Raw genomic sequence first — 13,054 nt, 5'->3', positions numbered from 1 at the left:
TAAAAGTGGAGTTTTCACAGATCGTTTTCAAGCCTTGCAAGGTCGCTGCACTGCACCTTGTGCAACCAGCCGTCAGACAAAGCGCCCACGCATAACGCCTTACGCAAAATGTCAGCTCTTCAGCACGGACGCGCCACCGTCCTTGCCGACAAACCTTTTCGAGACGAGGTCCGAAATCAACGGCACACGCACAAAAGGTGCGAAGCAGCCGGAACGGAAAGGTTCATCCCTGACCCTGTCTAAATCAAGCGGATTATCTTGCAACTCTTTGCAGTGCAAAAATCGTGTAATACGGCCTAAAACAATAGCCGAGGCTAAAACGAAAAAGAGGCCCCAATGGGGCCCCTTCTCAATGTTGCTATGACCGCTGAGGATCAGGCCGAAACGTTGGCCTTTTCTTCCTGCCTGTCGGCGTAGATGTAGAGCGGACGTGCATTGCCCCGCACCACATCGTCGGAAATGACCACTTCGCGAACGCCTTCCAGCGCCGGCAGCTCGAACATCGTGTCGAGCAGGATCTTTTCCATGATCGAGCGAAGACCACGAGCACCGGTCTTGCGGATGATGGCGCGCTTGGCGATCTCGCGCAGCGCGTCCTCGTGGAACGTCAGTTCGACGTCTTCCATCTCGAACAGGCGCTGGTACTGCTTGATCAGCGCGTTCTTCGGCTCCGACAGGATCTGGATCAGCGCATCCTCATCGAGATCCTCGAGCGTTGCCAGAACCGGCAGACGACCGATGAATTCCGGAATGAGACCGAACTTGACCAGATCTTCCGGCTCCAGTTCGCGCAGCACTTCGCCAACGCGACGATCGTCCGGAGACTGGACGGATGCACCGAAACCGATCGAGGTCTTCTCGCCACGGGCAGAGATGATCTTGTCGAGACCGGCAAAGGCGCCGCCGCAGATGAACAGGATGTTCGTCGTGTCGACCTGCAGGAATTCCTGCTGCGGATGCTTGCGGCCTCCCTGTGGGGGTACGGATGCGACCGTGCCTTCCATGATCTTCAGAAGCGCCTGCTGGACGCCCTCGCCCGACACGTCGCGGGTGATCGAAGGGTTGTCCGACTTGCGGGAGATCTTGTCGACTTCGTCGATGTAGACGATGCCGCGCTGGGCGCGCTCGACATTGTAATCAGCCGACTGAAGCAGCTTCAGAATGATGTTTTCCACGTCTTCACCGACATAGCCGGCTTCCGTGAGTGTCGTCGCGTCGGCCATCGTGAAGGGCACGTCGATGATGCGCGCGAGCGTCTGGGCGAGATAGGTCTTGCCGCAACCCGTCGGACCGACGAGCATGATGTTCGACTTCGCAAGCTCGACATCGCCGCCCTTTGAGGCATGCGCGAGACGCTTGTAATGATTGTGGACTGCGACCGACAGAATACGCTTGGCCTGCTTCTGGCCGATGACGTACTCGTCGAGGACCTTGATGATGTCCTGCGGCGTGGGAACGCCTTCACGGGACTTCACCATCGAAGACTTGTTCTCTTCGCGAATGATGTCCATGCACAATTCGACGCATTCATCGCAGATGAATACGGTCGGGCCGGCAATCAGCTTGCGGACCTCGTGCTGGCTCTTTCCGCAGAAGGAGCAATACAGGGTATTCTTGGAGTCGCCGCCGTTGCCGCCGCTGACTTTGCTCATATCACTTTCCTTCCAGCACTCCGCCTATCCGCCTGTCCAGACGGTCGCGGTCAACTTTGTCGCTGTCGACACGCGCGGACGCCATGCCGCGCCTGTCTTCGCTCAAGGGGTACTCTACCGGCCTTAAACTCGCTTTCGCAGGTCCAGAATGACCGGCTGCAACGAAACCCCTAAGACGCCAATGCTATGTCATAAACACTCAACACAGCCTTAATAGGTACTAATAGCGCGTTCCGTGCCACTTGAAACCCCCGAAATCACTCAAATCCGGGTGAGCAGCACGGATGCCACTATTGCCTCAAGACGCCGAAACGCCTTCCATTTCCTGACGCGTGGTCAGGATCTTGTCGACGACGCCCCAGTCCTGAGCTTCGTCGGCGGTCATGAAGTGGTCACGATCGAGGGTCTTTTCAACTTCCTCAAGCGTACGGCCGGTGTGCTTCACGTAAACGTCGTTCAGGCGGCGCTTCATCTTCAGAATGTCGCGGGCATGACGCTCGATGTCCGAGGCCTGACCGGTAAAGCCGCCGGAGGGCTGGTGAACCATGATACGCGAGTTCGGCATTGCAAAACGCATGCCCTTCTCGCCGGCGCACAGCAGCAGCGAGCCCATTGACGCGGCCTGACCAATGCAGAGCGTCGACACGGCCGGCTTGATGAACTGCATCGTGTCGTAGATCGACATGCCGGCGGTGACGACACCACCTGGCGAATTGATGTAGAGCGCGATTTCCTTCTTCGGATTTTCAGCCTCGAGGAAAAGCAGCTGGGCGCACACGAGCGACGCCATGTAATCTTCCACCGGACCGGTGACGAAGATGATGCGCTCCTTCAGGAGGCGCGAGTAGATATCGTAGGAGCGTTCACCGCGATTGGTCTGCTCAACGACCATCGGCACCAAGGCCATTGCGGTATCAACTGGATTTCTCATGTCCGTCCTTTGTCAAATGCATCGCCGAAGGCGGCGATGCGCTCCGGAATCATTGGAATTGGTTATCTCCTACATAGAGTGTCACCGCCGGGTACTTCAAGACGGAGAGCCCGATATCCTTAATCGGCTTGGGATGCGCGAGGCTGACCGATAATGCAACAACTCTCATATACCAGAGGCAAAAGAGAAGTATCGACAGCCATCCAAGCATTTTTGATCGAGCAGGGTAAAGCAGATATGAAAAAATGACAGCATTCTAATCAAAATAACCGACGCAAAACAGCAACGCAGCCTTAAAGACTTAGCTGCATACTGAAGCGGCCGGGAATGAATGACGGAGCTGGACGTGGATATCTTGACGGGTCTGTTGATCTGGGCCGCTGAAGCGGTGACGCTCGCCGTCCTGCTCTTTTCACGCTGGTACTATGAGCGCGAACCACTTTATCTCAGCTGGGGCAGCGGCTTCGCTGTGCACGGGATTGGCGCAGCTCTGGTCGCAATGCGCGGCGACATCCCGGACTTCGTTTCGATCGAGATCGCCAATACCATGGTTCTTTCGGGTATCGGCCTGTGGGCTGCGGGCCTGATGCAGCTCGACCGCCGGCCCGTGGAACCCTATGTTGGCATTCCGGCCCTTATCTGGATTGCCGGGATGTTTCTAGACCCCGTCCGCGGCGACTTCGCCAGTCGCGCCATCCTTCACCATGTCGCGGCCATGGTCGGTCACGCCATGATCATCGGCATTCTGCTTTACCATCGCGGTCCGCGCAGTATCACCCGTCGCGTGTTTGCCAGCGTCATCTGGATACAGTCCTTCTCCTGTGCGCTGATTGTCCTGATGGTGTTCATCGGTAGACCGGATGCGCTTGTCGCTGCGTCGCATTCGCCGTGGCTCTATCTCCCGACGGCTTTCGTCTTTGTCGGCAGCATCGTCTGCGGGGCGCGACTCCTGACCGAGCGGTCGGAGCTGACCCTGAAGGAGCTGGCGCGGACCGACCCGCTGACCGGTGTGCTCAACCGCCGCGGTCTGCTGGAAGAGTTTCACCGGTCGAAGGGCGTTGATGCGGTGGATGGCAGCATGATTGCTTTCATCCAGTTCGATCTCGACGGGTTCAAGCAGATCAACGACGTCTACGGTCATCAGGCCGGCGATGACGTGCTCTCCGCCTTTGCACGGATTGGTGCGGCGGCTCAGCGCGGCCGCGGCTCGTTCGGACGCATGGGGGGCGAGGAATTCGCGTCGATCATCCGCGTCTCCGATATGGTCGAAGCAGCCAGTATCGCAGAGGCAATCCGCTCGACGCTCAGACGCCATCCAATCAGTGTCGGCGAACACAGGATAGCCGTGACGGTCAGCGCCGGCATCTCGCTGTGCTCCACAAAGGACGCTGATATCGACGTGTTGCTAACCGCTGCCGACAAGGCTCTTTACGTGTCGAAGACCAGCGGCCGCGACCGCACCGCCGTTCATACGGATCAGGAAATCATGATCATACCGTCGACGGATTTTGCGTCCCCAACCCCGTTTGCCGCAGAACCTTTCGAAGACATCAGCGTGTCCCAACAGGTGGCGTCGCTGAAACGCATCGTCGTCCTCAGCCAATAGTGCCGTTGCCCACGACCGCCTAAAGTCTTGCAATGGCGCGACAATGCTCCACACTCTCTCCGAGCAAACTCAAGAATGCGGAGAGACATGCCATGCTGAAGCAAATTTCCGGAACTGTTCTCGCCGGTTTCCTGACGATCTCAGTTGCCTCGGCGCAGCCGGCATCGGACACGACAGCGCCGGAAAAAGCTTCGGCAGTCACGTCGGCCAAGCGGGTGGAGACGAGGCGCTACATGGTCGCCGCCGCCAATCCGCTCGCCGCGGAAGCGGGCCGTGCAGTGATCGAGAAAGGCGGCAGTGCCGCCGATGCACTGGTTGCCGTGCAGACCGTGCTCGGGCTCGTGGAGCCGCAAAGTTCGGGCCTCGGCGGTGGCGCTTTCCTCGTCTATTACGACGCAGCCTCGCAGAAACTGACGACGTTCGACGGCCGCGAGACGGCGCCGATGGAGGCGACGCCGAAGCTCTTTCTCGACGATCAGGGGCAGCCGTTGAAGTTCATGGCAGCCGTGGTCGGCGGGCGGTCGGTCGGCACGCCGGGCACGGTGCGGCTTCTGGAAACCGTCCACCGCAAATACGGTAAGGCGAACTGGGCGGGATTGTTTACTGCCGCCGAGCGCCTCGCCACTGACGGCTTTGAGGTCTCGCCGCGGCTCGGCACTCTGCTTGCGGCCGAGGGTGACAAGCTGAAGACCGAAGACGCTACGATCCGCTATTTCTTCGACGATGGCGGCGCACCGCTGAAAACCGGCACTCTCCTCAAGAACCCGGCCTATGCCGAAACGCTGCGGACGATCGCGGCCGGCGGCGCTGATGCCTTCTATTCCGGCCCGATTGCGCAGGCGATCGTCAGGGCCGTGCGCGAAGCGAAGGGCAATCCCGGCGTTCTGTCGCTATCCGATTTCGCCAACTACAGGGTCAAGGAGCGGGAACCCGTCTGCCTTGCCTATCGCGCTCTCGATATATGCGGCATGGGCCCACCCTCCTCCGGTGGCGTTGCCGTCGGCCAGATGCTGGGCATGCTCGAAAACTTCGATCTGAAGGGGCTCGGGCCGGACAATGTTGAAAGCTGGAGGCTGATCGGCGATGCGCAGCGTCTGGCGTTTGCTGACCGCGAAAGATATCTCGCCGATCCCGATTTTGTGCCGGCACCGATCAAGGGTCTCCTCAAAAAAGAGTATCTCGGCGAACGGGCACGACTGCTCGACACGGATAAGGCGCTTGCCAAGGATGCCGTGAAGTCGGGTGAGCCGACCTGGGATCACGCGCTCCTGTTTGGCCGCGGCGAGGCGATCGAACTTCCCTCCACCAGCCATATCTCCATCGTCGACAGGGACGGCAACGTCGCCAGCATGACGACGACGGTCGAGAACGGTTTCGGATCGCGGCTGATGGTCAACGGGTTCCTGCTCAACAACGAACTCACCGACTTTTCCTTCAAGACGCATGATGGCAGCATGCCGGTCGCCAACCGCGTCGAGCCGGGCAAACGCCCTCGCTCCTCGATGGCGCCGACGATTGTGATGAAGGACGGCAAGCCGCTGATGGCGATCGGGTCGCCGGGCGGCAGCCAGATCATCGGATATGTGGCGCAGGCGCTCGTCGCCTATATCGACTGGGGCATGCCGGTGGAGCAGATCGTCGCCCAGCCGCATCTGATCAACCGTTTCGGAACCTACGATATTGAAGCCGGAACGCGGGCCGAGACGCTGATGGAGCCGCTGAAGTCGCTTGGATACGAGGTGAAGGCGGGCGAAATGACGTCTGGCCTGCAAGCGATCGAGATCACCGACCGGGGACTTGCGGGAAGTGCCGACCCGCGACGCGAGGGTATCGCCACAGGCGAATGACGGGCTTTCGTGGAACCGCGGATTGGGTTACCCATTCGGCATGACCGCGATCCCCGATTTCCTCCGCATCGATCCCGATACCCGCCGTGTCTCGCTGGATGGCCGCAACCAGGCCTTCTACAGCGATCCGAACCGCGTCTACGGGCTCTTGCATCAGCACTGTCCAACCTTCTTCTGGGAGGAGCAGCGGCAGTGGTTCTTCACCGGATATGACCATGTGAACCTTCTCCTGCGCGACCGCCGATTCGGCCGGCAGATCCTGCATGTCGCAAGCCGCGAGGAATTGGGCCTCCCGGAGCCGGAAGCGCATCTTGCAAATTTCGACCTCGCCGAGCGGCACTCGCTGCTGGAGATCGAACCGCCGGAACATACGCGGCTGCGGACAATGGTAAACCGCGCTTTCGTCTCCCGCCATATCGAGAAGCTGAGGCCGGAGATCACCGAGCTTGCGGAGCGGCTGATCGACGCGTTCGACGGCCAAGGCCGGGTAGAACTGCTATCGGCCTTTGCCGACATCATTCCCGTGACGATGATTGCGAGAATGATCGGCATTCCGGACGAGATGGGTCCGCAGTTGCTGAAATGGAGCCATGCCTATGTCGGCATGTACATGTTCAAGCGCTCGCGGGAAGACGAACATGCGGCGGACAAGGCCGCCGGGGAGTTCGCAGCCTATGTGAAAACGCTGATCGCCGAGCGCCGGCGTGAACCGCGCGAAGACCTGCTGACCCACATGATCCATACGGAGCACAAGGGCCAGTATCTGACCGATGACGAACTCGTCTCGACCACGATCGTGCTGCTCAACGCTGGCCACGAGGCGACCGTGCACCAGATCGGCAATTCGGTTCGCGTGATCCTCGAAAGCGGTCTAGCGCCGGTCGAGCTCTTCCGCGACGAGGCCGCGACGGAGCGGACGGTGGAAGAGACGCTGCGGCTGTGCGCGCCCGTCCATATCTTCCAGCGCTGGGCGCTCGAAGACGCGGAAATCGACGGCGTTTCCCTGAAGCGTGGCGACAAGGTGAGCCTGATCCTCGCCGCCGCCAATCTCGACAGCAAGAAATTTTCAGATCCGCTGACGTTCAAGCCGGATCGTCAGGAAGGCCAGAACCTGTCCTTCGGCGCCGGCATCCACTTCTGCATCGGCGCACCACTGGCGCGGCTGGAACTGAATACCGTTCTGCCCATCCTGTTTCGCCGCCTGCCCGGCCTCAAACTGGCCGGGGTACCGACGGTCAAGGACGTCTACCATTTCCACGGGCTGGAGCGGCTCGATCTGGTCTGGGGATAGGAGCAGCCGGAGGACCTGCCGTCAGGCTCAGAGCCTGATGACGTAGTCCTTGCGGGTCGTCTCCACCACTTCCCAGGTGGCGACCAGACCAGGCCGCAGAACCATGCTGTCGCCGGCCTTCAGATGCAGCGGTTCTGAGCCTTCTTCGGTGATGATCGAGTAGCCGAACTGGATGTGGAAATATTCCCACTCGTCATAGACGATCTTCCACTTGCCCGGCGTCGCTTCCCAGACGCCTGCATAGATGCCGCCTTCGGCCTCCTCGAAATTCCAGGTGAGGAATTTCGGATCGCCGAAGATGATGCGGTCGGGAGCGGGTGCGCCCTCCTCCGGTTCGATTGCGGTCAGATCGAATGTCAGCCAGTTCTTCATGAGTATCTCAAGTCCTTGCTAATGCTTGGTCCAGGTCGGAGAGCAGGTCTGCCACATCCTCGATGCCAACAGACAGGCGAACCACGTCAGGTCCGGCACCGGCGGCGATCTGCTGCTCTTCGGTGAGTTGCCGGTGGGTGGTGGATGCCGGGTGGATGACCAGCGAGCGGGTATCGCCGATATTGGCGAGATGCGAGAAGAGCTTGAGGCTTTCCACGAAGATCTTGCCGGCCTCATAGCCGTTCTTCAGGCCAAAGGTGAAGACAGCGCCGGCACCGTTCGGCGAATAGCGCTGCTGCAGAGCATTGTTCGGGTCGTCAGGCAGGCCGGCGTAGTTCACCCATCCAACCTTCGGATGGCGGCTCAGCCACTCGGCAACCGCAAGCGCATTATCGCAATGCCGCTGCATGCGCAGCGAGAGCGTCTCGATCCCCGTCTGGATCTGGAAGGCGTTGAAGGGCGAGATGGCCGGCCCGAGGTCGCGAAGGCCGAGCACCCGCGCGGCGATCGCAAAGGCGATGTTCCCGAAGGTTTCATGCAGGACCATGCCCGAATATTCCGGCCGCGGTTCGGACAGGACCGGGTAGTTGCCGGAGCGCGACCAGTCGAACGTGCCGCCGTCGACGATGATTCCGCCCATGGAATTGCCGTGGCCGCCGAGAAATTTGGTGAGCGAGTGTACGACGATATCGGCGCCGTGTTCGAGCGGCCGGACGAGATAGGGGCTCGCCATCGTGTTGTCGACGATCAGCGGGATTCCGAAACGCTGGGCCACCTCCGAAATCGCCGCGATATCGACGAAGGTGCCGCCGGGGTTTGCCAGGCTTTCGACGAAAATCGCCTTGGTGCGATCGTCGATCTCGTTTTCAAAACTTTCCGGAACGGCGCTATCGGCCCAGCGCACCTGCCAGCCGAAATTCTGAAACGCGTTGCCGAACTGATTGATCGAACCGCCATAAAGTTTGCGCGCCGCGACAAAGTTGTCACCGGGCTGCATGACCGTGTGGAAGACCAACAACTGCGCTGCATGGCCGGACGCGACGGCAAGGGCTGCCGTGCCGCCTTCGAGCGCCGCCACCTTTTCCTCCAGCGCGGCCTGCGTCGGGTTCATGATGCGGGTATAGATGTTGCCGAATTCCTTCAGCCCGAACAATGCGGCTGCATGTTCGGTATCCTTGAAGACGAAGGACGTCGTCTGATAGATCGGCACCGCCCGGGCGCCGGTCGTCGGATCGGGCTCGGCGCCGGCATGAACAGCGAGCGTTGAAAATCCGGGATTGCCGGAACTGCGTGAATTCGGGTTGGCCATGCCGGTCTCCTCTAGGGTCGTTTCATCACAGCAGAGCCTGCGGGCCGACGGCGATCAAGAAATATCGTTGCAGCATTCGCACCGATTGCGAAAAGAGTCCGCGAAATCAATCCGCGAATTACCTGCCCCGCTCCCTTACCCTATCCGAGAAGACGGGCAAGCCTCGGATATTCGATCGCCGGGCAGCGATCCATGATTACCTGGATACCGGCAGCCTCCGCCTTGACTGCGGCCTGATCGTCGCGGACGCCAAGCTGCGCCCATATGACGTTGGGCAGCTGATCCAGCGCCAGCGCTTCGTCCACCACACTGTCCAGATATTCCGAAGCGCGGAACACATCGACCATATCGACGGGTTCGGGCACATCCGCGAGGCTCGCATAGACGTCCTGACCGAGGATCTGCTTGCCGGCCTGGCCGGGATTGACCGGAAACACCCGGTAGCCGCGCTGCAACAGAAATCCCATGACGCGGTTGCTGGGCCGGTCGGGATTGGGCGATGCGCCGACCAGCGCAATCGTCTTCGTGCTTTTCAAGACGCCAGCGATGACGTCGTCGTCATACCGATCGTGAGCCATGGTTCTAACCTCCTCATGCAGTCACCTGGACATAGGAAAGCAATGGAAATCTTCCAACTCGGTTCCGGAATCACATTTTCCCACCAGCCAGGCGTCCGGCCTGCTGCGGCTCAAACCAAGGTATCCCTTCTCGATAAGTCGTGTAAGAGACGAAACACCGGCCGAATATTTGTGAGGTATTATTTTACCTCATCAGTAAGTCATTCTAAACGTTGAGCTATTTTTCCGACCGCTCCGGGCCGGCTGCTTGACGCTTTTTAGGCTCCGTCGTATAAGCCGCCCAGATCGCGGACCTCTCGAAGGCCCGCTTTCTTTTTTGTCGGCATAGCCGAGCAAATCAAGCAACAAAAAACGCCCTTACGGCCGGTCTTCCGGTGGTCTTGGGTTCAGATGAGAGAGAAAAACAATGTCAACCTTCGTTCAGAAGCCTGCAGAGGTGGAGAAGAAGTGGATCATCATCGATGCCGAAGGCCTCGTTGTCGGTCGCCTCGCCACCCTCGTTGCCAATCGCCTTCGCGGCAAGCACAAGGTCACCTACACACCTCACGTCGACGACGGTGACAATGTCATCATCATCAACGCTGAAAAGGTTGTCCTGACCGGCAAGAAATACACAGACAAGAAGTACTACTGGCACACCGGTTACCCGGGTGGCATCAAGGAGCGTACTGCACGCGCCATCATCGAAGGCCGCTTTCCTGAGCGCGTCGTCGAAAAGGCGATCGAGCGTATGATCCCGCGCGGCCCGCTCGGCCGTCGCCAGTTGAAGAACCTGCGTGTATACGCCGGCTCCAACCATCCCCATGAAGCACAGCAGCCGGTCGCTCTCGACGTGGCATCGCTGAACAGCAAGAACGTAAGGAGCGCCTGATCATGGCCGATCTTTCCTCTTTGAAGGACCTCGCTCCGGCTGAAAGCCAGGCACCGGTTCACGTCCGCAAGGTCGATGCACAGGGCCGTTCCTATGCAACCGGCAAGCGCAAGAACGCGATTGCCCGCGTTTGGGTCAAGCCGGGCTCCGGCAAGATCATCATCAACGGTCGCGACTTCTCGGCGTACTTCGCCCGTCCGGTTCTGCAGATGATCCTTCAGCAGCCGCTGGTTGCCGCTGCCCGCACAGGTCAGTTCGACATCATTGCCACCGTCACCGGTGGTGGTCTTTCCGGTCAGGCCGGTGCCGTTCGTCACGGCGTCTCCAAGGCCCTCACCTACTTCGAACCAGGCCTTCGCCCGGTTCTGAAGAAGGGTGGCTTCCTGACCCGCGACAGCCGCGTCGTCGAGCGTAAGAAGTACGGTAAGGCGAAGGCCCGCCGGTCCTTCCAGTTCTCGAAGCGTTAATCGCTTCAAGACTTTGCATTTCGAAAGGCGGGGCTTCGGCTCCGCCTTTTTCGTTTCGGGCTTTCTTCGGTCCGAGTCTTGTCTTACAGACATTCCCACTGCACTTTCTCTGCGATCCGGGAGAATGCAATGGCTTCAAAATCCATCGACAACGCCTTTACCGCCAAGTCCCTGCGCGATGCTGCCACCGACCCGACCTATGCGGGCGCGCTGTCCTTCATGCGGCGGCGCTATACCAAGGATCTGATCGGCGCCGATGCGGTCGTCCTCGGTATTCCCTTCGACGCTGCGGTCTCCAACCGGCCGGGTGCGCGGTTCGGGCCACAGGCCATCCGCCGGGCTTCGGCGATCTTCGACAACGACCCGCAATATCCGTTCTCGCGCGATCTCTTCGAAGCCATGTCGGTCATCGACTATGGTGACGTCATGCTCGACTACGGTCATCACTGGAAGACGCCGCGGCTGATCGAGGCGGAGGCGACGAAGATCATCGAGTCGGGCGCGTTTCTGCTGTCGCTCGGCGGCGATCATTTCGTTACCTGGCCGCTCTTGAGGGCGCATGCAGCCCGCCACGGTCCGCTTGCCCTCGTGCATTTCGATGCCCATCAGGACACATGGAGCGACGATGCGGACGAGACCGGCGACATAGAACGGATCGACCACGGCTCGTTCGTGGCGCGCGCCGTGCGACAGGGCGTGATCGAGCCGCAGCATTCGATCCAGATCGGCATCCGCACCCATGCGCCTGGGGATTTCGGCATCAGGATCATGCCGGGCCATGAGGTAGAGGATCTGAGCGCCCAGGCAATTGCCGACGCGATCCTTGCCCATGTCGGCGACCGCCCGTGCTATCTCACCTTCGACATCGACTGCCTGGACCCCGCCTACGCGCCCGGTACAGGAACGCCCGTTGCCGGTGGTCCGTCGAGTGCGAAAATCCTGTCGGTGCTGCGCAAACTCGGCGCCCTCGAGATCTGCGGCGCCGACGTGGTGGAGGTGGCACCGGCCTATGACCATGCCGATATCACCGCCATTGCCGGGGCAACGGTTGCGATGTATATGCTTGGCCTGCGCGCGGAGCGACTTTCCGCCCGTTGACAAATTGAATCAAGCAGCTGGCAAACTGATTCCGGCTCTCACCCCAAGGCACTGACATTTCAGGGATAATGACCATGACGGCAAAGATCTTCATCGACGGCGAACACGGCACGACAGGGCTGCAGATCCGCACCCGCATGGCCGACCGCCGCGACGTCGAGCTCTTGTCGATCCCGGAAACCGAGCGGCGCAATGCCGCAATGCGCGAGGACCTGCTCAACAGCGCCGACATCGCGATCCTCTGCCTGCCGGACGAGGCTTCGAAAGAGGCCGTGACCATGCTTGCCGGCAACAACAACGTGCGGGTAATCGATACCTCGACGGCCTACCGCGTCGATCCGAACTGGGCCTATGGTTTCGCCGAGCTGGACAAGGCACAGGCCGACAAGATCAAGGCCGCCCGCAACGTCGCCAATCCGGGCTGCTATCCGACCGGTGCTATCGCGCTGCTGCGTCCGCTGCGCGCTGCCGGTCTCCTGCCCGACGGCTACCCGGTCTCGGTCAATGCAGTCTCCGGCTATACCGGCGGCGGCAAGCAGCTGATCGGCCAGATGGAAGACGCTTCACGCGAGGACGCCATCTCCGCCAACAATTTCCTCTACGGCCTGACGCTGAAGCACAAGCACGTTCCCGAGATGAAGGAACACGGCCTGCTCGATCGAGCGCCGCTGTTTTCGCCATCTGTCGGTCGCTTTGCGCAGGGCATGATCGTACAGGTGCCGCTGTTCCTCGAAAACCTCAAGGATGGTGCCACGCTAGAGAGCATTCATAGCGCCCTCGTCGCCCACTATACGGGTCAAGATATCGTTACCGTCGTGCCGCTCAACGAGAGCGCGAAGCTTGCCCGCGTCGATGCCGAGGAACTGGTCAACACCGACAGGATGAAGCTGTTCGTGTTCGGCGCGGCTGGTAGCCCGCATGTCAATCTCGTGGCGCTGCTCGACAATCTCGGCAAGGGTGCCTCCGGTGCCGCCGTCCAGAACATGGACCTGATGCTGTCTGCCTGAAGACATCCGGATTTTTAAGACTTGA

The 13,054-nt window shown here is 60.2% G+C and carries 12 protein-coding genes; 7 read left to right on the top strand and 5 right to left on the bottom strand.

The annotated features are described in order from the left end of the window. Positions 1-374: 374 nt before the first annotated feature. Both clpX and clpP read right to left on the bottom strand, forming a co-directional pair. Entirely contained in the window at positions 375-1,652 is a 1,278-nt protein-coding gene (clpX, locus tag ASF70_RS12295) for an ATP-dependent Clp protease ATP-binding subunit ClpX (RefSeq protein ID WP_062453247.1), read from the bottom strand. A 298-nt stretch (positions 1,653-1,950) separates the two neighbouring features. Beyond that, complete coding sequence (gene clpP, locus ASF70_RS12290) at positions 1,951-2,583, bottom strand: ATP-dependent Clp endopeptidase proteolytic subunit ClpP (protein WP_062453248.1); 633 nt, start codon at positions 2,581-2,583, stop codon at positions 1,951-1,953. Between the two features lie 346 nt (positions 2,584-2,929). Here clpP and ASF70_RS12285 point away from each other — a divergent pair, with 346 nt between their 5' ends. The 3 genes from ASF70_RS12285 (at position 2,930) to ASF70_RS12275 (ending at position 7,327) form a co-directional block, all read left to right on the top strand. Further along, positions 2,930-4,189 carry a GGDEF domain-containing protein gene (locus ASF70_RS12285; protein WP_162237979.1) on the top strand — a complete coding sequence of 420 codons (1,260 nt, stop codon included), beginning with the start codon at positions 2,930-2,932 and terminating at the stop codon, positions 4,187-4,189. Between the two features lie 92 nt (positions 4,190-4,281). Next, entirely contained in the window at positions 4,282-6,036 is a 1,755-nt protein-coding gene (ggt, locus tag ASF70_RS12280; RefSeq protein ID WP_062579983.1) for a gamma-glutamyltransferase, read from the top strand. A gap of 40 nt (positions 6,037-6,076) precedes the next feature. Next, the gene (locus ASF70_RS12275; RefSeq protein WP_062579981.1) at positions 6,077-7,327 is read left to right on the top strand and encodes a cytochrome P450; all 1,251 of its coding nucleotides are present in this window, start codon (positions 6,077-6,079) and stop codon (positions 7,325-7,327) included. A 27-nt stretch (positions 7,328-7,354) separates the two neighbouring features. Here ASF70_RS12275 and ASF70_RS12270 read toward each other — a convergent pair whose 3' ends face one another. The 3 genes from ASF70_RS12270 to ASF70_RS12260 all read right to left on the bottom strand — a co-directional run bounded on the left by ASF70_RS12270 (position 7,355) and on the right by ASF70_RS12260 (position 9,586). After that, a complete protein-coding gene (locus tag ASF70_RS12270; protein WP_062579979.1) occupies positions 7,355-7,699 on the bottom strand; it encodes a cupin domain-containing protein in 345 nt (114 codons plus the stop codon). A 7-nt stretch (positions 7,700-7,706) separates the two neighbouring features. Next, entirely contained in the window at positions 7,707-9,008 is a 1,302-nt protein-coding gene (locus ASF70_RS12265; protein WP_062579977.1) for an O-acetylhomoserine aminocarboxypropyltransferase, read from the bottom strand. Between the two features lie 140 nt (positions 9,009-9,148). Further along, positions 9,149-9,586, bottom strand: coding sequence for a CoA-binding protein (locus tag ASF70_RS12260; protein ID WP_062579975.1), 438 nt, complete (start codon positions 9,584-9,586; stop codon positions 9,149-9,151). Between the two features lie 406 nt (positions 9,587-9,992). Here ASF70_RS12260 and rplM point away from each other — a divergent pair, with 406 nt between their 5' ends. From rplM to argC, 4 genes are all read left to right on the top strand, one after another. Further along, complete coding sequence (gene rplM, locus ASF70_RS12255; RefSeq protein ID WP_062453255.1) at positions 9,993-10,457, top strand: 50S ribosomal protein L13; 465 nt, start codon at positions 9,993-9,995, stop codon at positions 10,455-10,457. A gap of 2 nt (positions 10,458-10,459) precedes the next feature. Then, positions 10,460-10,924: a 30S ribosomal protein S9 gene (rpsI, locus tag ASF70_RS12250; RefSeq protein WP_062453256.1), complete on the top strand. Its 465-nt coding sequence runs from the start codon at positions 10,460-10,462 to the stop codon at positions 10,922-10,924. Positions 10,925-11,053: 129 nt separating this feature from the next. Continuing rightward, positions 11,054-12,022 (top strand): agmatinase, encoded by a 969-nt coding sequence (speB, locus tag ASF70_RS12245; protein ID WP_062579974.1) that lies wholly within the window; start codon positions 11,054-11,056, stop codon positions 12,020-12,022. A 74-nt stretch (positions 12,023-12,096) separates the two neighbouring features. Beyond that, complete coding sequence (gene argC, locus ASF70_RS12240; protein ID WP_062579973.1) at positions 12,097-13,029, top strand: N-acetyl-gamma-glutamyl-phosphate reductase; 933 nt, start codon at positions 12,097-12,099, stop codon at positions 13,027-13,029. Positions 13,030-13,054 lie beyond the last annotated feature (25 nt).

Source organism: Rhizobium sp. Leaf321, assembly GCF_001423215.1.
Lineage (GTDB): Bacteria > Pseudomonadota > Alphaproteobacteria > Rhizobiales > Rhizobiaceae > Neorhizobium > Neorhizobium soli.
This window is presented reverse-complemented; position numbering and strand designations above follow the sequence as displayed.

Bases quoted from the DNA above. Each gene is read 5' to 3' on its own strand.
- clpX (WP_062453247.1), bottom strand. From the start codon at position 1,652: ATGAGCAAAGTCAGCGGCGGCAACGGCGGCGACTCCAAGAATACCCTG.
- clpP (WP_062453248.1), bottom strand. From the start codon at position 2,583: ATGAGAAATCCAGTTGATACCGCAATGGCCTTGGTGCCGATGGTCGTT.
- ggt (WP_062579983.1), top strand. From the start codon at position 4,282: ATGCTGAAGCAAATTTCCGGAACTGTTCTCGCCGGTTTCCTGACGATC.
- ASF70_RS12275 (WP_062579981.1), top strand. From the start codon at position 6,077: ATGACCGCGATCCCCGATTTCCTCCGCATCGATCCCGATACCCGCCGT.
- ASF70_RS12270 (WP_062579979.1), bottom strand. From the start codon at position 7,699: ATGAAGAACTGGCTGACATTCGATCTGACCGCAATCGAACCGGAGGAG.
- ASF70_RS12265 (WP_062579977.1), bottom strand. From the start codon at position 9,008: ATGGCCAACCCGAATTCACGCAGTTCCGGCAATCCCGGATTTTCAACG.
- ASF70_RS12260 (WP_062579975.1), bottom strand. From the start codon at position 9,586: ATGGCTCACGATCGGTATGACGACGACGTCATCGCTGGCGTCTTGAAA.
- rplM (WP_062453255.1), top strand. From the start codon at position 9,993: ATGTCAACCTTCGTTCAGAAGCCTGCAGAGGTGGAGAAGAAGTGGATC.
- rpsI (WP_062453256.1), top strand. From the start codon at position 10,460: ATGGCCGATCTTTCCTCTTTGAAGGACCTCGCTCCGGCTGAAAGCCAG.
- speB (WP_062579974.1), top strand. From the start codon at position 11,054: ATGGCTTCAAAATCCATCGACAACGCCTTTACCGCCAAGTCCCTGCGC.
- argC (WP_062579973.1), top strand. From the start codon at position 12,097: ATGACGGCAAAGATCTTCATCGACGGCGAACACGGCACGACAGGGCTG.